The 17,925-nt window shown below is 51.1% G+C and carries 15 protein-coding genes; 2 read left to right on the forward strand and 13 right to left on the reverse strand.

Features of this window, described 5'->3' with window-relative positions:
• Nucleotides 1–18 precede the first annotated feature (18 nt).
• The 6 genes from aroK to pilM all read right to left on the reverse strand — a co-directional run bounded on the left by aroK (nucleotide 19) and on the right by pilM (nucleotide 5,511).
• Nucleotides 19–537, reverse strand: a complete 519-nt coding sequence (aroK, locus tag ACQ5ES_RS10810; RefSeq protein ID WP_126763983.1) for a shikimate kinase AroK — start codon at nucleotides 535–537, stop codon at nucleotides 19–21.
• A 124-nt stretch (nucleotides 538–661) separates the two neighbouring features.
• Entirely contained in the window at nucleotides 662–2,752 is a 2,091-nt protein-coding gene (locus tag ACQ5ES_RS10815; protein WP_445016719.1) for a type IV pilus secretin PilQ, read from the reverse strand.
• Nucleotides 2,749–3,291, reverse strand: coding sequence for a pilus assembly protein PilP (locus tag ACQ5ES_RS10820; RefSeq protein ID WP_445016721.1), 543 nt, complete (start codon nucleotides 3,289–3,291; stop codon nucleotides 2,749–2,751). The genes ACQ5ES_RS10815 and ACQ5ES_RS10820 overlap by 4 nt, the downstream gene beginning before the upstream one ends.
• The gene (locus ACQ5ES_RS10825) at nucleotides 3,288–3,869 is read right to left on the reverse strand and encodes a type IV pilus inner membrane component PilO (RefSeq protein ID WP_445016723.1); all 582 of its coding nucleotides are present in this window, start codon (nucleotides 3,867–3,869) and stop codon (nucleotides 3,288–3,290) included. Before ACQ5ES_RS10825 ends, ACQ5ES_RS10820 begins: the two co-directional genes overlap by 4 nt.
• Nucleotides 3,866–4,453, reverse strand: a complete 588-nt coding sequence (locus ACQ5ES_RS10830; RefSeq protein WP_445016725.1) for a PilN domain-containing protein — start codon at nucleotides 4,451–4,453, stop codon at nucleotides 3,866–3,868. Before ACQ5ES_RS10830 ends, ACQ5ES_RS10825 begins: the two co-directional genes overlap by 4 nt.
• Nucleotides 4,441–5,511: a type IV pilus biogenesis protein PilM gene (gene pilM, locus ACQ5ES_RS10835; protein WP_445016727.1), complete on the reverse strand. Its 1,071-nt coding sequence runs from the start codon at nucleotides 5,509–5,511 to the stop codon at nucleotides 4,441–4,443. Before pilM ends, ACQ5ES_RS10830 begins: the two co-directional genes overlap by 13 nt.
• 222 nt (nucleotides 5,512–5,733) lie before the next feature.
• Here pilM and ACQ5ES_RS10840 point away from each other — a divergent pair, with 222 nt between their 5' ends.
• Nucleotides 5,734–8,205: a penicillin-binding protein 1A gene (locus ACQ5ES_RS10840; RefSeq protein ID WP_445016729.1), complete on the forward strand. Its 2,472-nt coding sequence runs from the start codon at nucleotides 5,734–5,736 to the stop codon at nucleotides 8,203–8,205.
• Between the two features lie 6 nt (nucleotides 8,206–8,211).
• On the opposite strand, the gene metL is transcribed toward ACQ5ES_RS10840, so the two are convergent.
• The gene (gene metL, locus ACQ5ES_RS10845; RefSeq protein WP_445016731.1) at nucleotides 8,212–10,665 is read right to left on the reverse strand and encodes a bifunctional aspartate kinase/homoserine dehydrogenase II; all 2,454 of its coding nucleotides are present in this window, start codon (nucleotides 10,663–10,665) and stop codon (nucleotides 8,212–8,214) included.
• A 190-nt stretch (nucleotides 10,666–10,855) separates the two neighbouring features.
• Here metL and metJ point away from each other — a divergent pair, with 190 nt between their 5' ends.
• Nucleotides 10,856–11,191, forward strand: a complete 336-nt coding sequence (metJ, locus tag ACQ5ES_RS10850) for a met regulon transcriptional regulator MetJ (protein WP_445016733.1) — start codon at nucleotides 10,856–10,858, stop codon at nucleotides 11,189–11,191.
• Nucleotides 11,192–11,210: 19 nt separating this feature from the next.
• Here metJ and argH read toward each other — a convergent pair whose 3' ends face one another.
• The 6 genes from argH to ACQ5ES_RS10880 form a co-directional block, all read right to left on the reverse strand.
• On the reverse strand, nucleotides 11,211–13,052 hold the full coding sequence (gene argH, locus ACQ5ES_RS10855; RefSeq protein ID WP_445016735.1) for an argininosuccinate lyase: 1,842 nt from the start codon (nucleotides 13,050–13,052) through the stop codon (nucleotides 11,211–11,213).
• Nucleotides 13,049–14,287, reverse strand: coding sequence for an argininosuccinate synthase (locus tag ACQ5ES_RS10860; RefSeq protein ID WP_445016737.1), 1,239 nt, complete (start codon nucleotides 14,285–14,287; stop codon nucleotides 13,049–13,051). The genes argH and ACQ5ES_RS10860 overlap by 4 nt, the downstream gene beginning before the upstream one ends.
• Nucleotides 14,284–15,198, reverse strand: coding sequence for an ornithine carbamoyltransferase (argF, locus tag ACQ5ES_RS10865; protein WP_445016739.1), 915 nt, complete (start codon nucleotides 15,196–15,198; stop codon nucleotides 14,284–14,286). The genes ACQ5ES_RS10860 and argF overlap by 4 nt, the downstream gene beginning before the upstream one ends.
• Nucleotides 15,199–15,249: 51 nt before the next feature.
• Nucleotides 15,250–16,017, reverse strand: coding sequence for an acetylglutamate kinase (gene argB / locus ACQ5ES_RS10870; RefSeq protein ID WP_445016741.1), 768 nt, complete (start codon nucleotides 16,015–16,017; stop codon nucleotides 15,250–15,252).
• Nucleotides 16,014–17,036, reverse strand: coding sequence for an N-acetyl-gamma-glutamyl-phosphate reductase (argC, locus tag ACQ5ES_RS10875; RefSeq protein WP_445016743.1), 1,023 nt, complete (start codon nucleotides 17,034–17,036; stop codon nucleotides 16,014–16,016). Before argC ends, argB begins: the two co-directional genes overlap by 4 nt.
• Nucleotides 17,037–17,106: 70 nt before the next feature.
• On the reverse strand, nucleotides 17,107–17,829 hold the full coding sequence (locus ACQ5ES_RS10880) for a helix-turn-helix domain-containing protein (protein ID WP_445016745.1): 723 nt from the start codon (nucleotides 17,827–17,829) through the stop codon (nucleotides 17,107–17,109).
• Nucleotides 17,830–17,925 lie beyond the last annotated feature (96 nt).

The raw sequence follows: 17,925 nt of genomic DNA on the forward strand, positions 1-17,925 counted from the left end.
GTTGCTCCGTTGCTGGGGCTATAACCCCACTTGTTCGATTATTTTGTCGACCACGAACTTAGCACTTTGCTCGTCGGTACGCACCACAACGTCAGCAATTTCTTCATACAACGGATTGCGTTGCGAAGCGAGGTCTTCGAGTACTGCACGCGGGTCTTCAGCTTCAGCAATCAGCGGGCGACGTTTGTCGCGCTGAGTGCGGGCAAGTTGTTTTTCAATGGGCGTTTGCAGGTAAACCACGATGCCACGTGCGGAAAGTCGGTTGCGACTTTCTTTACTTAGAATCGAACCGCCGCCCGTTGCCAAAACAATACCGGTTGCTTCAGTTAGTTCTTCAATAACCTTTTCTTCGCGCGCGCGGAAACCTTCCTCGCCTTCCAGTTCGAAGACCCACGCGATATCGGCACCAGTGCGGCGCTCGATTTCAGAATCAGAGTCGAAGAATTCAAGGTGAAGTTGCCGAGCTAGTTGTCGGCCAATCGTGCTTTTACCAGCCCCCATGGGGCCTACCAAGAAAATGTTACGTTTTTCAGCCATATCTCTGCTTTACATCACTCGTTTAATAGCTGTGACTCACGGAATCCGGAGTGTCTGTTTGACCTTCCTTTACCCAATCCAAAAGAGGCGGGATTATCGCAAGTCACAGCCATTTAAGCAAGGCTTACGGCGTTGTCATTACAATTCGTGGCGTCACAAAGATAAGCAGTTCACGTTTTTCATGAATTTGACTATCGTTGCGGAACAGCACACCAACGTACGGGATGTCGCCAAGTAACGGTACCTTGGTTATATCATTCAAGATTTGTTGCTGATAAATACCGCCGAGGACGATAGTTTCGCCGTTCTCAACGAGTACTTGCGTACCGATTTCCTGAGTATCAATAGATACTGCAGGTCCTGTTGGCGTCGAAACTGTCTCACCACGAGTATTCTGGGTAATCACCAGATCCATAATCACCCGGTTGTCAGGAGTGATCTGGGGGGTTACCTCAAGCCCTAGCACGGCTTTCTTGAACTGCACCGAGGTCGCACCGGAGGAAGCGCTCTCGACGTAAGGAATCTCCGTACCCTGTTCGATGTAGGCTTTCTTCTGATTGGCTGTGGTAATGCGCGGGCTGGCAATAACTTCACCCTTATTCTCGCGCTCTAACGCTGACAGTTCAAGGTCAAGTAGACGACCATCTGCTAGCTTCGCCACTTGAAAACCAATGGTTGCAGCTGGGTTGGATACGGGCAAATTCACATTCAGGTCGCCCCCATTCTCGGTGCCTGAACCGAAGAAGTTGGGTCCACCCATATCAGGGTTAGTGATGCCCCAATTAATACCCAATTCATCGCTGATATTGTCACGAACGGTAACCATACGCGCTTCAATAACCACTTGCTTAACCGCGACATCAAGCACTTTTACCATATCTTCAACTTCTTCGATCTGACGTGGTGTATCGCGGACTAGCAAAGTATTGGTGCGCTCATCGACGGTCACAGCACCGCGTTCTGATAGTAGATCCGAACTTTCGGTGCGCAAAATGGCGGCTATGTCTGCAGCCTTGGCATAGTTAATTTGAATGTAAGTGCTTTCCAGTGGTGCTAGCTGCGATAACCGCTGCTTAGCTTCGAGCTCTTGCGCTTCGCGTTCAGCAAGCTCATCAGCAGGAGCAACAATAAGAATGTTACTGTCCATGCGACTTGAGAGGCCCTTCACGCGCAGGATCGTATCTAGAGCACGCTGCCACGGCACATTTTCTAAACGAAGCGTGATGTTGCCGGTCACTGATTCACTGGCTACCAGGTTCAGGTCATTTTCATTGGCAAGAATTTGCAGCAGTTGCCGCACGGGCACATTTTGGAAGTTAAGTGAAATTGGACGTTGTGAACCATCGTTTTCAGCTACTTCGATAGGGTTGCTGAACTTCAAGTTTAGTGAACCGTCAATTTGTTCAAGTTGATGACGGAAATCTCCCTTACCGGTGATGGTCACAACTGCATCGTCACCTTCGCGGAAGGTTTCGATGTGCGCGATCGGCGTTGCGAACTGGCTGACATCTAACACGTAAAGTAAGTCATCGCTGATTTCTGTATCGTAAAGGGTAAGTTCAAGACGGTTGCCTCGTACCCGAGCTTCGTGCTCGATGCCTTCCTCGCTGAGTTTCAGACGCAGTAAAGCGACATCTTCCGGTAACCGAGTGAAGTCAATATCGGTGACACTAGGTAATTCTGGGTTGGGTGCGGATGCTGCCGTAACCACTGCTGGTTGTTGCGGCGCCTGACGGCGCTCAGGAGCAATTTCAGTGGCCGCTACGGGTGTTGGCTGAGCTGCAATGCTTTCGGGCTCTGGAGTGGTAGTTGCGGCTGTTCTGCCGGCATCAGCTGGCTCGTCGGATTCCACGAAGACCAATACCATGACATCTTCATAGCGGCTCAGTAGATGATCTAAGGGTTGTTTGGTGGTAACCCGCAACAGCGTATCTTCACGTTGCTGCTCCAGACTGACATTTTGCAACAAAGGGTGATCAGCGAGCTGCTGTAAACCGGCGGCAAGTTCATTGTTAGTGCCGAGCAATAAGAATTCGTGCACCAATGGGTTCTCACTACGTCGAACAACAGGTGCTTGCACCGCATTAGTGAAATGCACCTCAAGATTGAAGCGGTCATTCGCTAATGGAATTTGTTCGATACGTACTAGCTCGTTGGCGCCAACCACGGCTGGCAGCAACAATATGAGCATCAGGAAACGGATAACGTACGTCATAGATCAGAACTCCCTTGTGAACCCGGTAAGCGCAGTGCGGTGTTGCGTTGTTGCCAACAGCCATCACCGGCTGGAACCCATTCAGCTATCATTATGTAATCTGGAGTAATTTCGGTAATTTCACCCAAATTAAGCCCCATATAATCCCCTATCGCGACACGATAAAGGCGACCTTGGTTGGTACTAAGTAATGCTACTTGGCCTTCATTGTTGGTACGCATAGTGCCAACTAACGTAAATTGGTCGAGACCCAATGATTCTAACTCTGCGCGATCACGCTCAAGATTGGGTTGCGGACAGCCTTGGGTGTTCTCACCCATCGATGGCGCATTAAGCGGCGCCGGTTCAAACGGATTGCGAAAGGTGCGACCGTTGTAATCAACCTTTTTTAGCTCTGGCATCTCAGTCAACTGTTCTGCACTGGGCACCGAACTTGAGCGAACCTGTTCAGTATAGGCGACCAAATCCTGATGGCCACCTTGACTGCATGCGCCAAGCAGTAATGTGCCTGCAGATACCAGGAGTAAGCGCTTTATCATGGTTCTGTCCTCAACGTTTGCTGCCGATAGGTTTCGGCGGTTACGTTAAGCTGCAGATTACTGTTAAAATCTGAGCGTTGCAAAGTAAAGTCTTTCACGCTGATAATTCGGTGTAGACCAGCAATTCGGCCAATGAATTCACCGATTTGATGATACTCACCTTGCAAGTCGATGCGCATTGGCAGCGCGGTATAAAACTCGCGAGGTTGTGGATCAAGCCACTCGATTCGGTCAAAATCGAGACCGCTACGTGTGCCAACCAAGGTGATGTCGTCGAGTAAGCGCGCTGTTTCATCATCATTGGGTAGCATGTCTAACAGCACTTCTAAATCTTTGTTGAGTTGCACCAGCTGCTCGCGATAGACCGGAAGGTTAACCGCTGTTTGGTATTTCATCTGATAGTCTTGTTTCAGCTGCGTCTCACGCGCTTGCTCTTTGTTGTAGGCGGCCCATTCATCTGAAAGTAAGAAGTGATAAGCAGCACCCAGACAGACGATAATGAGCAATAATAGCGCACCAAGACGAAACGGCGCGGGCCAGAATGGTATTTCATTAATATCGAGTTCACGTACGTTCATGATTTACCCTCCGGCTTGGCAGGAGCATCATTTGTTGGTCTGGCGATGGTAACGCTCAATGAAAACGAACTATAACGCGTTGGTCCCTCGATGCCTTCAGCCTCAGCGGAAATTTGTCTCAAAGCTGGGTTGTTGAATATTTCAGAGTCGCTAATTGCGCGCAAAAACTCAGAGACACGATTGTTAGATACGCTTCGTCCTTGAAGGCTCAAACGATCTCCGCGCTTTTCGACACTCACAATGTGTACACCATCAGGCATACGTTCAGACAACTCGTTCAACATCTGTATCGCGGTATTTCGGTCGCGGTGTAATGACTGAATCAATTTCATGCGGTTGACGATAAAATCTTTCTTTTTGTTTATTTCTTCGATTTCCGCAATTTGCGCATCCAATATGGTAATTTGCGCGGTCAAAAATTGATTCCGCGCACGCTGCGATTGCTGATAATCCTGGATAACAGTATAAGCAACGAAAACCAGACCAGCTGCGATCAAAAGGGCAATAAAGGCCTGAATACCAAACTTTTGTTTTGCGCGTTGGCGTGCAATCTCACGCCAAGGGAGTAGGTTTACGTGTGCCATGGGGTAAAGCTCCGTAACGCTAATCCCAATGCCTCTACGAACCGTGGGCCGTGAGATTGTAAGTGTTGGTATTTACTCGGTAGCGGGAAATGTTCGAATGGATTCAGGCTGATGACCGGATACTCCACTTGTTGACGGATGTTATCGACGATCATCGGTAACATAGCGCCACTGTTTATTAGTAAAATACCAGCGAAATCTTTTTTGGTCGCGTTGCTACGGTAAATTTGCATGCTGCGGCTGATTTGCGCCCAGAGGTTGCCCAAGAAATCTTGTATTACGGTCGGTGAAATGTCATCAGTTTCGTCGGCACGTAATTTGGTAAACAATTCAGCATGGCTAACTTCGCCATCGTTATCCAAGGTTTTGAAAAGTTGCGCAAGACCGCCACTTTGATAGCGGGTAAACATCACCTCGCCATGACCAATAACGATGGTTTGTACCGCAGCGCTACTAATATCGAGAATCATCAACGGCAATTTGTTGTCGTAAAGGTCTGGGTGCAAATGAGGCATCACATGGTCACAGGCACGAAGTATGGCTTGATTGTCGACATCCATGATGCGGACTTTATAGCCAGCTTCTTCCAGCGCTTGCACCCGGGTGTCGACACTTACTGTGCGGGTAGCAGTTACAATGACCCGTTGTTGGCCGGGCATGGTCGGATGTTCACCAAGACTTTCAAAGTCATAGCGCACTTCAGCAAGCGGAAAAGGAATGAGAGCTTCGGCTTCGGTTTCAATCTTTTCAGCAATAGCTTCGTCATCAAGATCGAGTGACATGGCGAGCTGTTTTGAAATCGCCTGGCTGCCGGATACAGCCCCGACAACATCAATAGCGCGCGTGCCCAAGCTTTTTCTATTTTGCTTAAGTGTTTTAGAAAGCTTTTCTATATCCGTAATTTCATCGTCGGTAATGAGATTTTTAGCCAATTGCGTCTCAGCAACACGCACGATTTCATAAGTGTCGCCTTGTGATACAATTTCAACTGATTTAATCGCATCTGTTCCGATATCGATGCCTAGACCAGGTTTTTTACCTAGACCAAACAGCCCCATAATGTTCTCCCGATGGGATGTGTAAATGGCTTATAATTCATTGTTATGTAAGTTGCCATTTGCTGCGCACGACAGAAATGTAAGATCCTCGCAAAGAGCATAGCAGTTTTTAAGTGTAGCGTAGGAATCTTTGTTTATCTTTCTATAATAAGCAGTTATAGATAGCAACTATTAAACTGTTTCTTTACAAGATAGCACTAGATCCAAAAAAGGATAAATTTTGTGAAAGTTTTAAAATGGATTCTGTATGGCGTATTGATTGCTTTTGCTTTGGGCAGTCTAACCGTTGGTGGTATGTACTTATACTACAAAGACGAGCTACCAAGTGTTGCAGAGCTCCGTGAAGTTCGCTTACAGACTCCAATGCAAGTTTATTCGTCCGATGGTGAGATGATTGCGCAGTTTGGCGAGATCCGGCGCATTCCTGTGAGCTTGGATAATGTCCCACAGCCTATGGTTGATGCGTTTTTAGCAACCGAAGACCAGCGTTTTTTTGATCATGTTGGTATCGATCCTATAGGGGTTGCCCGAGCTTTCTTTCAATTGCTGGTTACCGGTGAGATCCAAAGTGGTGGTAGTACAATTACCCAGCAACTCGCGCGAAATTTCTACTTAACTTTTGAGCAAACGTGGACGCGAAAGATTAAAGAAGCTTTTATCGCACTACACATTGAGAGTCAGTTGGAAAAAAATGAGATTCTTGAACTTTATTTAAACAAAATCACTTTCGGCCATCGCGCGCACGGTGTCGGCGCGGCCGCACAAGTTTATTACGGCAAAGAGCTGAATCAACTGACGTTAGCCGAAATGGCCATGATTGCTGGCTTGCCAAAAGCACCCTCGACGATGAACCCGATTTCTAATCCTGAGCGCGCTCGCGATCGCCGTGCGGTAGTGCTGGGTCGCATGCTGGCAGAAGATAAAATTACCGATGCGCAATACCAGGCTGCATTAGCTGCGCCAATCAGAACTCGGGTTCATAGCGCTGAAGTAACCATGAACGCGCCGTATCTCGCTGAAATGGTGCGTGCGGAAATGGTTGCGCGCTACGGTGAAGATACTGCTTATAACAGTGGGCTTAAAGTGTTCACTACCGCGAATGCTAAGCAACAACGCGCGGCGCAAAGGGCGGTACAACAGAATTTACATAACTATGATGAACGGCATGGTTACCGCGGTGTGGAAGCCCAACTTTGGTCTGCGGAAGAAGGCGAGGAGAAGCTTCCAGTAGCGGCGGTGGTCGCGCAACTGGAAGAGTTTCGCTCAATAGGTCTAACGCGTCCGGCAGCAGTACTTGAGATTACCGAAGCTGAACAGCGTGCGACTCTTGTTTTTGCTGATGGCGAGCAGGCGCAGCTGGCCTGGGCAAATGTGGCGTGGGCACGGCCCTTCATTAATCGTGAGCGTCAGGGACAAGCGCCCGCGACCATCAGCGATGTCATTAGTCCCGGGGCAGTGATTCGGGTAAGAGCTACCGCAAGCGGTTGGCGGCTAGCGCAAGTCCCCGAGCCAAGTGCCGCAATTGTTGCGTTACGCCCTAGTGATGGTGGCATTGCTGCCGCCGTTGGTGGTTACAGTTTTGCCGCGAGCCAATACAACCGCGCAGTGCAGGCCGAGCGTCAGGTCGGTTCGAATATTAAGCCTTTTATTTACTCGGCGGCGTTAGAGAACGGTTTTACTTTAGCTACCTTGGTCAACGATGCGCCTATTAACCAATGGAATCCGGGTAGCGGTATTGCCTGGCGGCCACGTAACTCACCTGATGTCTACGAAGGGCCGATTCGTGTTCGACAAGCTTTAGCTAAGTCGAAAAACGTGGTTTCAGTGCGCTTATTGCGGGCGATGGGTGTGGCTACTGTGGTGGATTATTTAACTAACTTTGGCTTTAACTACGACGAGCTACCGCGTAACGAGTCTTTATCGCTGGGCTCAGCCTCGATGACACCACTTGAAGTGGCGCGTGGTTACGCTGTATTTGCCAACGGTGGTTATCTCATTGAGCCTTACTTTATCGAGCGCATTGTTGATAATCAGGAGCAACTAATTTTCACCGCGCGGCCAAAAGTTGCCTGCGTCGAGTGCCAATCCGGCGAACGCGAAGTTTTACCAGCGCCACAAGTGATTACTGAGCAGAATGCATTTTTAGTAACCCAAGCGATGAATTCAGCGGTGTGGGGCGGCGGTAGTTGGGCCCACAAAACCGGTTGGAATGGTACCGCATGGCGAATTCAACGATCCGACGCGATTAGCAAGCACGCTGGTCGTAATGTGGCGGGTAAAACTGGTACCACTAACGACGTCAACGATACTTGGTTCTCTGGTTTTGTGAGTGGCCTGGTGACTACGGGTTGGGTGGGTTTCGACAACCTCGAAAACGCCCTCGGTAGCACGACAATGAACAGCAATTTAGACAGTGACGAGCAGGCGATTTCCGGCACGGAAGCGGGTGCAAAAACAGCGTTACCCATGTGGATCGATTTTATGGAAACCGCGGTGGAAGATGTCGCGGCAGAGCCTTTCGATGTGCCACCGGGTTTAGTGTCAGCAAGGATTGACTTAGCTACAGGTAAATTAAGCCGGGCAAACGATTACACCACGCGGTTTGAGTACTTCATACCCGGTACCGCACCGACGGAATATGTCGATAACTCGTCGTCACCAACGGTGTTTGGTGACGACGATTCAATCTTCTAATCGAGTTTAAGACTTCTTCGAGAGGCGGCCAAGTAGCTGATTCAGATCAGACTGCACGCCGCCCGCGGTGACTTCTTTACCGGCACCTGGACCACTGATGACTAACGGCATTTCATGGTACCAGTCGGTGTAAATCACAAAAATGTTCTCACCGGGAATAAGGTTGGCTAGCATATCGCCCTCGGGGATGTATTCAATGCCGACGCGGGCACGCACGCGGTCATTGTCTTGCACCGCAAAGCTCGCCAATAAACGTGGCACTTTGCCGGTCTTTTGCGCATCCTGATAAAGATCCTGCATGCCATCATCAAGTTCTGGCAGGCGTTGCATGAATTCGTCTAATGGAATATCCGCCAAATGTTCCGGCAATAAACTATCGACATCGATATCTTTCCAGTCCAGTCGTAAGCCAATCTCACGCGCTAAAATCAGCAGTTTACGAATAATGTCCTGGCAGGATAAATCCTCCCGCGGATCGGGCTCACTAAGCCCGCGTTCTTTAGCTTCGCGCACCAAGTCACTGAATTTTACATCGGCATTAAAGTTCTCGAATAGCCACGACATGGTGCCGGAAAAAATCCCGGAAATACTCTGAATGGTGTCGCCGGAATTACGTAAATCATTCAACGCATAATTCAGTGGCAGGCCAGCTCCGACCGTCGTGTTGTAGTACCACTCACGTTGGTATTCTTGCTGGATGGTGCGAATTTCACTGTACTGGCTTTCGGTTGAGGCGCCAGCGCGCTTATTAGCACTAATAATGTGCATGCCGTTGGCAAAAAAGCTTGGGTACAACTGTGCCACCGGCGTGGCGTCGGTTAAATCCATCATCACCAATTCATCGTAAGGTGCATTCGGTAGCTCCGGAATCAATTGACTCATCTCATACGGGCGTGCCAATCGTTCAAAGTTCTGCTGCCAGTCGGTCAAATCGAGGCCGTTGTAGTCCAGCCACATGCGGGTCGAATTAAGTACGCCGATAATGCGCACATCCATTTGCTCGTTAATACGCTCGCGCAAACGGCGGTAAAGGCTCAACCAGGCGCTACCGATATTTCCGCGGCCGACCACCAGTACGCCGAGGCTGCGGCGGTGATTAAACAGCTGACTGTGAATTCGGTTCAGCAAACGGTTGTCGAGCTTCTGCTCGAGAATCGCCACCACCGCATTGTTATCGGGTGTCAGTGCCAGACGGCGCAGGGCTTGCTCGCCGGTTTCTTGTTTGAATACCGCGAACTGTTCGGTTTCCTGAATGCGATTACCGACCAACGCCAGCATGGCATAGCCGGTAAGCTTGCTGGCGCTTTGTTTGCTATCAATGGTTTCTAACCATTGCGCCATATAATCGAGATGGTTTTGGTGATAGGCGTAATAGGCCTGATGTTGGTTGACTTCGTTCCAGCTGATCAAAGGTGTCAGCTCAAGATCTTCGATAGCCTGAATTAACCTGGCATCGCGCAGGTCAACGCGGAACAGCACCACTTCCGACAGTGCGGTCAGGACTTTACCCGCGGGTTCAGTGTCTTCGTACTGACCGATGCGGGTTTGTTGATTTTCGACTTTTAAGCTGGAGCGCACGGCAATCACCATGCGTTCGCGGTTGACCGGCTGAAAGGTGCGGGGGTGCAAAACTGGACTGCCAAGACGCGCCAGTTCTTCTGCTTCACGCCAGTCAAGAATAGGTAAGCTTACTACCCGCTCTACTTTACGCGGATCCGCCGAATAAACTCCAGCAACGTCTTTCCAGATAGTGACTTGCTTGGCATCGATCAAACTACCGACCAAGGTCGCGGAATAGTCACTACCGTTACGGCCAAGTATTAACGAACGACCTTCCGGGTCGGCACAAATAAAACCGGTAACAATGAAGCGAGTGCCAGCATGTGAAGCAATACGGTTTAACAATCCGGCGCGGGACACATCGACTCGAATCAACGGCTCTGGGGCATCGTCGGCGACGAGGAACGTGCGGGCGTCGATGTAATCGGCTTGTGTGCCTTGTTGTTTAAGTAACGCTGCTAACAGTCGCGCTGACCAGAGCTCACCGTAGGATAAAAGTTCTGCACGGTTTGCAATGGTTTGGTCGCCACTTAGCCAGTTCCACCAGCGGCTGAAGTCTTTTTGCGAGGCATCTTGCAGGCGTTGTTGGTGCTCGCCGCTCAATAATTCACTAATCAGGCTTTGTTGGTAGTTTTCCAACTGTTTTAGCAGTACTTCCGCCATGCCGTAGTCGCCGTCCGCATCGCCTTCTTGCTTAGCGTCAATGACGGCGAGAATACGGTTGGTGGTGTCGCCTGCGGCAGAAACTACCACCAGGTCACTGGCACCGGCATATTCGGTGACAATGCGGGCAACCCGCCGATAACAGTAGGCATCTGCGAGGCTGCTACCACCAAACTTGTGAACCTGAACCTGTTCTGCAACGGTATGAATTTGTGCGTCCGAAACCTCAACCTTCATGATGCGTCTGCGTTCTCCGGGAAGTGTCAAAAAAGCGATTATACGGTGGCACCGCTTTGCAATAAAGTCATGCCAGTATAAAGCGAATGCAAATGAGCCGTATAGACCGCTAAGCGTATAAAGTTGACTGTACCGCAGACCATTGTACAATTCACCCCATTGTGTAGGGTTATTCAGTGGAAGGTGCAGTATGGAGTGGGATGGCGAGTACATTTACCCGTATGTGGAACATGGCAAGAAAAGTGAGCAGGTGAAGAAAATCACCGTGTCGATTCCTACTCGGGTGTTGAAAGTGTTGACCGACGAGCGCACCCGTCGACAAATTAAAAATCTTCGCCATGCGACCAACAGCGAATTGTTGTGTGAGGCGTTTTTGCATGCCTTCACCGGTCAGCCCCTGCCGACCGATGAAGACTTACGTAAAGACAATCCGCATAAGATCCCAGCTGAAGTGCGCGCGGAACTCGAGCGCCGCGGCTTACCGATTCCAGCCGATGAAGAGCTGAGCGACGACGAACTTGAGTAAACGGGTACTCGAGTGCGGCCTAAAGTAAATACTCCAGTGCCGTTTCGTCGCAGTCATGCTTGCGGGGGCAGAGCTCACAATCTTTCATGACTTTCTCGGGCAGCTTATCTTTCACCGTCAGGCGGAAGTTAAGCCGACCAAAGAATTCCGGCACCCGCGTGAGTACGATGGTGCGGCTAATGCCAAGCTCCCGCGCTTTCCATAATAAAAATGCGACTAACTCGGCGCCCAGCCCTTTGCCTTGTGCCTGGGGAAACAGGCCGAGACTGCGGATTTCCGCCAGACCTGTGCTGTAGACATAGAGTGCAGCGCAGCCGACCACTTCGTCATCAATTTCAGCCACCGCAAAACTCTGAATCGCCTGCAGTACGTCAGCTTTGTCACGAGGTAAGTTCTCGCCTTGCTCGGCCCAATAACCAATTAACTCGCAAATTTTATTGGCATCGCTGAGCCGCGCCTGACGGACGTGCTTGCTGGCTGCTTCAGCTGCATGCAGCCAATCATTCGCGTGCTTGATCGCCATCCGCACCGCACTTGGCGCGGTACCACCTAAGGCACTGCGCTGCTGTACGCCGTAATCAAGCTCGAGAACCTGGTAGACATCTTCTTCAATTGTGTCGGAAAACTCATGAAATTCAGCTAGCGATAGTGTTTCCAGGGGCTGCCCCTGCTGCTGGGCGTAAAGCACTACGGCGCCGGTGATATGGTGGGCGTCGCGAAAAGGTATGCCCTTACTCACCAGATAATCGGCAAGTTCGGTGGCATTACTGTAACCCAGTGCAGCTTGCTGCGCGGCATGAGCTTCATTCACGCTTAATTCGGGCACGGCAAAGGTTAGCATCTGCAAGCACTGCAGGTAAGTATGCAGGGCATCGAATAAGCCTTCTTTGTCTTCCTGCATGTCTTTGTTATAGGCCAGTGGCAAACCTTTCAGCGTGGTTTGCAGCGCATGTTGATGGCCAAACACCCGTCCCGTTTTGCCCCGCAGCAGCTCAAACAGATCCGGGTTTTTCTTCTGTGGCATTAACGAGGAACCGCTGCTGATACGATCACTCATGGCAAAGCAGCCGGACTCACCGGAGCAATAGAAGATCACATCTTCCGCTAAGCGCGATAAATGCAGCATACCGGTGCTGGCGCTATGCAGTAAATCCAAAGCAAAATCGCGATCGGACACGCCATCCAGGCTGTTTTCACAGGCGTAGCGAAAGCCCAGACTGTGCGCCAGAGCTTCACGGTCAAGTGGAGCTGTAGTACCCGCCAGCGCGCCGCTGCCCAATGGACATACGTCCAGCCGCTTTTGGGTTTCTTTCAACCGGCTGACGTCGCGCTGCAGCATTTGTACGTAGGCTAATGCCCAATGCCCCGCCATGATCGGCTGCGCCCGCTGTAAATGGGTGTAGCCCGGCAAAGCAGCAGCCTGATAACGCTCGGCAAACTTGAGCAGCGCCTGAATGGCAGCGAGATTTGCCGTGATCAGCTCGGCACAGACGGCTTTGCAAAACAGTCGCAGATCGGTGGCGACCAGGTCGTTCCGGCTGCGACCGGTATGCAGCTTCTTAGCGGTGGCACCAATTTTTGCGATCAGCTGCGCTTCCACCCAACTGTGAATGTCTTCTTCGTCGCTTTGCAATGGCAAGCGTGGATTTTTAGCGACCGCCAGTTGCAGTTCATGCAACGCCTGTTGTAACTGGGCATTCTCATCTACCGTTAGCAGCTTCGCCTGTGCTAGGGCATCCGCCCAGGCTTTAGACGCCTGCAAATCGTAGCCAGCCAACTGGTAGTCAAACCGCAACGAGTCGTTAAATTGTTTGAATTCAGCAGCGCTGGGCTCGCTGAACCGTCCTCCCCATAAACTCATGACGTTGTCTCATCTCCATCGGTTGCTGCAGAGGTCTGGTGCAAGGCACGGATCCGTGACGCCAGACTGTAAAGGCGAATAAAGCCTTCGGCATGCTGTTGATTATAGACGTCATCTTCGTCGAAGGTTGCGAAGGCATTGGAGTACAAGCTGTTCGGTGAACGCTTCTGGGTGACGTTGACCTGGCCTTTGTAGAGTTTCACTACGATATCGCCGGTTAAGGGTTCAGCCAACATATTTGCCGCCGCCAGCATGACGTCACGCAATGGCGTAAACCAACGTCCATCGTAAAGCAACTGGGCAAATTCGTTGCCCATGCGAATACGATAGTCTTGCGTGGTGCGATCCAGCACCAGACTTTCAAGGCCTTGCAGCGCAGCGTAAAGCACAGCACCAGCAGGGGTTTCGTAGCAGCCACGGGATTTCATGCCGACCAGGCGGTTTTCCACCATATCGAGGCGACCCACGCCATGGGCACCAGCAACTTGGTTGAGTTGGGTGATAGCACTGACTGGATCAATGGCTTCACCGTTAAAGGCAACCCACTCGCCGTGCAGAAATGACAAGGTCAGGTATTCCGGCACGTCAGGTGCCTGCAGTGGCTCAGTGGTCCAGCTCCAGACTTGTGCGGTAGGTGCATTCCATGGATCTTCGAGCTCACCGCCCTCGGTCGAAATATGCCAGAGGTTGGCGTCACGACTGTAAATTTTAGTTGCTGATGCACTGCATGGAATGTTGCGCTCGGCGAGATAAGCCAGCAATTGCGGACGACTACGCATGGCCCACTCACGCCAGGGGGCAATCACCTGTAAATCAGGCGCTAGCGCGGCAAATGCAGATTCGAAGCGTACTTGGTCGTTACCTTTACCGGTGCAGCCATGGGCCAGGGCATCGGCGCCAACCTCGCGTGCAAGTTTCACTTGTGCAGCAGCGATAATCGGCCGCGCTAGTGCGGTACCGAGCAGGTACTGACCCTCGTAAATCGCACCGGTTTTCAAGGTTGGGAAAATAACTTCATTGACCAGCTGTTGTTTTAGATCAACTACATGACAACTGCTGGCACCGGAGGCGATGGCTTTTTCTTCCACCCCAGCGAGCTCTTCATCGCCTTGACCTACGTCAGCGACAAAGGCGACCACCTCACAGTCATAATTTTCTTTCAGCCAGGGCACTATCGCAGACGTATCTAAACCACCTGAGTAGGCCAAAACGACCTTATCCACTGATTTTTTCATGCCTTAGCTCCTGCGAGTAATTCAACTAAAATTGCATTCTGTGCGTGTAACCGGTTCTCCGCCTGGTGCAGCACCAGCGACTGCGGGCCATCAATCACTTCGGCGGTAACTTCACGGCCACGGTAGGCGGGCAGGCAGTGCATAAAATAGCTGGCACCCAGTTGCTGCATCAGGTCCATGTTGACCTGAAAGGGGGCAAAGTCATGCATTACCGTGTTGCTGTCACGCTCTTGCCCCATTGAGAACCAGGTGTCGGTATAAATAGCATGGGTTTGTTGCAGATCGGTGAAATCATGATGCAGGGTGACACTACCTCCGTTAGTGGCGGCAACGCTCTGTGCGTGTGCCAGCGCTTCAGTATCGGGTTCATAGCCTTTAGGTGTAACGATCTGCAAGGTCATGCCCACGAGCGCGGCGCCGGACATCAGGCCCTGACAGACGTTGTTGCCATCGCCAAAGTAAGTCAGCGTGACATTGCTCAGATCGCCCAGTTGCTCGGTTAAGGTAAGTAAATCAGCCATTGCCTGACAGGGGTGACAAATGTCGCTCAACGCATTGATCACGGGCTTATCTGAAGCCTGCGCCAGCTCGTCCAGAGTCGCCTGGGAAAACACCCGGGCGACGATGGCATCGTGCCAAAGAGCCAGGTTGGCACCGACATCCGCAGCCGGTTCACGACTGCCCATCAGATTTGCTGCATCCAGGTAAATACTATGACCACCCAGCCGGTGAATACCCGCAGCAAAACTGGCACGGGTGCGTAACGATGGTTTTTCGAACAACAACGCAATGCTCTTGCCCTGTAAATGATTTTGCCACGCACTCGGCCGTTGTTTGATGGTTTGAGCGAGGTCTAGTAATTGCGTCACCTCAGCGCTTGATAAGTCGCGCAGTGCTAATAAATCTTGCATGTTAATTCCAACTAATAATTGATTCTGGGAACACGGAAACTAAACGGCAACCTAGTAACGAATGCGGGTTCCGGCCGCCTCACCCTTTGCCAGTCGGGTCAGTGCGTTGGCGTCTTGCCAGCCGGCCACCGCGATACTTCGTCGCGAATGCTGTGCGGCTTGAAGTGCCGCGTTTAGTTTCACCACCATGCCGTCGCGCACCACACCGTCACTGATAAGTTGCGGTGCCTGCGTGGCATTGATGGAGTCGATGAGGAGGCCGTCGCGGTCGAGAATGCCAGCCACGTCGGTAAGTAAAATAAGATCGGCATCAAGCACTTGCGCGACTGCCGCCGCTGCAAGATCGGCGTTAACGTTTAAGCGTTGACCGTCTGCACTGGCACCGATGGAACTGAGAATCGGCAAATACTGGCTTTCCATCAACAGTTGCAGCAGCTGACTGTTATTTGGTTTAGGAATACCCACCGCACCGCGACGGGTATCGACATCGCAGACCAGAGTTTCGCCCGCCTGCAAAGTAAGTCCAACACTATTCAAACCATGCTGCTGCGCCAATGCACAGAGTTGTGAATTAATATCGCCCGCCAGCACGCCTGTTACAATCGGCATGTGTTCAGCGGGGGTAACCCGTTGCCCGGCAGTTTTGGTCGAGACTTCGCCCAACCGCTGCAACAGGTCCTGTACCTGGTCGCCACCGCCGTGCACCAACACCAGTGGCCGTAGCGCAGCCAATTTATGCACCGTGGTGAAAAGCTGCGTCAATGCAGCGGCATCGGTAAGCACCCGACCGCCTAATTTGATCACCAGTGGCGTTGTCATACCACGGCTCCGAGGTTCATTAAGCCCGTGGTTGCCGGTAACCGGAAATACTGGTTGGCAAGCTGCACCGCTTGTGCCGCGGCACCTTTTAACAAGTTATCGATGGCAACACTGAGAATCAGCTGTTGGCCCTGTAGTTTGCAGTAAATATCGCAATAGGGCGTACCCACCACTTGTTGCAGTTTCGGTGGTGTACTGACGACGCGCACCAGCGGTTTATCGGCGTAGCAGGTTTGCAGGGTGTCTTCAATGGTGGCAGTTGAAATACCTGGCTGCACCTGGGCATAAATGGTAGCGAGAATGCCGCGTTTGAAATTACCTAAATGCGGCACAAACAGGATATCGCGACCGATGCTTTGCGCCATTTCCGGCTGATGACGATGCTCAGCGACCGCGTAGGCCTGTAAGCTGACTTCAGCGAAGCTGGTGTGCAACTGGGCTTTGCGACCAGCACCGGTGACACCGCTTACGGCGTTGACAATAGGAACAGAGTCCCGGGCCAGCAAATGACTTACCGGACGCAACGCCAGTGCCGCTGCGGTCGGGTAACAACCGGGCACGGCAATTAAAGGCTCGTCGCCCCGCAACTGGGTAAATTCGGCCAAGCCATAAGGTACAGCAGCCTCAAGCTTGGGCTGCTTAAAGCCATACGCCTGCAGATGTTGATGCGCATCGCTTAGCCGGAAAGCACCGGACAGATCAAATACCACCAGCCCAGCGGAGATCAGCTGTGGCGCGAGTTCAGCACTCGTTTCATGAGGAAGCGCTAAAAAAACCACCCGAACCTGTTGCGCCAGTTGTGGCAACAAATCCGAGTGCCAAGGTTGCAGAATCAGCTCGCACCGACCACTCAACTGCGGATACAACGCGGAGATGGGCTCTGCTTTCTCACGTGCGCCAGAGGAAAATGCATGAGTCAAAGTAAACTCTGGATGATTATGCAGCAACCAGACGAGCTCAGCGCCGCTATAGCCACTTGCTCCAAAAACAGCGCATTGTATGGTCTCTTGCTTAGACATTCACAGTAAACTTATGACTCAAAGATGGCCCAAGTATAGTGAATATAAATTCACAAAACAAGCATAACTATTATCTTTTTTGTGTTCTCAGCAAAATGAGCAGCAGCACTAATCCAAAAGTACCTAAAAAGAGTCCCAGCGCTTGTAACAACGTATTCTGCCAGCGTGGTCTTTGGTGTGTTTCTTCGAGGTAGTAGGTGCGGGTAAATAAATCACTCGCAGCCTCAGGGATTGGCCGGTTGAACTGCTCGCCACGGTACTCACTCAGTAACAGAATTTTGGGGTTACGGCGCTTCAGAATATCAAGGTGCGATTGGTGGCGTTCCTCCAGCGTGCCATCGCTAAGTTGCGGCGCCAGATGGTAGATATCTTGAGACTCTCCCGGTAATACCACGCCAGGCGATTGATACTCATAAATCGATTCATTGAACAAAAGCTTGGTATAACCGAGGTAGAACATAGGTACAGCAAGCGCTATACAGAGAACGGCTGCATAGAGACGAATGCGCTCGCGCACGAGGCTCTGGACTTTTTGCTGGCGCAACCACGCATCGATACTTGGAATACGACTTAACTTTGCGTGAAGATAGGCGCGGTCGAGTTGGTCCAGTACATCGTCCAATTCGAGTTGTAAGGCGCTTAGCCATGCGGCTAGAATCTCTGCTGAGGGTATGGAGCGCTCGGCTTCAAGTTTTGATAGATACGACTGCTCCACACCCATCTTCTCAGCGAGCTCAGCCTGGCTAAAATCTTGTTCGGTTCGTTGTTGTTTTAAGTAATCACCTAAGGTCATAGTTGTCGTCCTAATTGATTGACATCAAGGCTGATTCTTAGCCATTCCTGCAAGCATAAAAACATGAATATAAGCGAATAACTAGGAATTATGCGA

The organism is Pseudidiomarina xizangensis, from assembly GCF_052541995.1.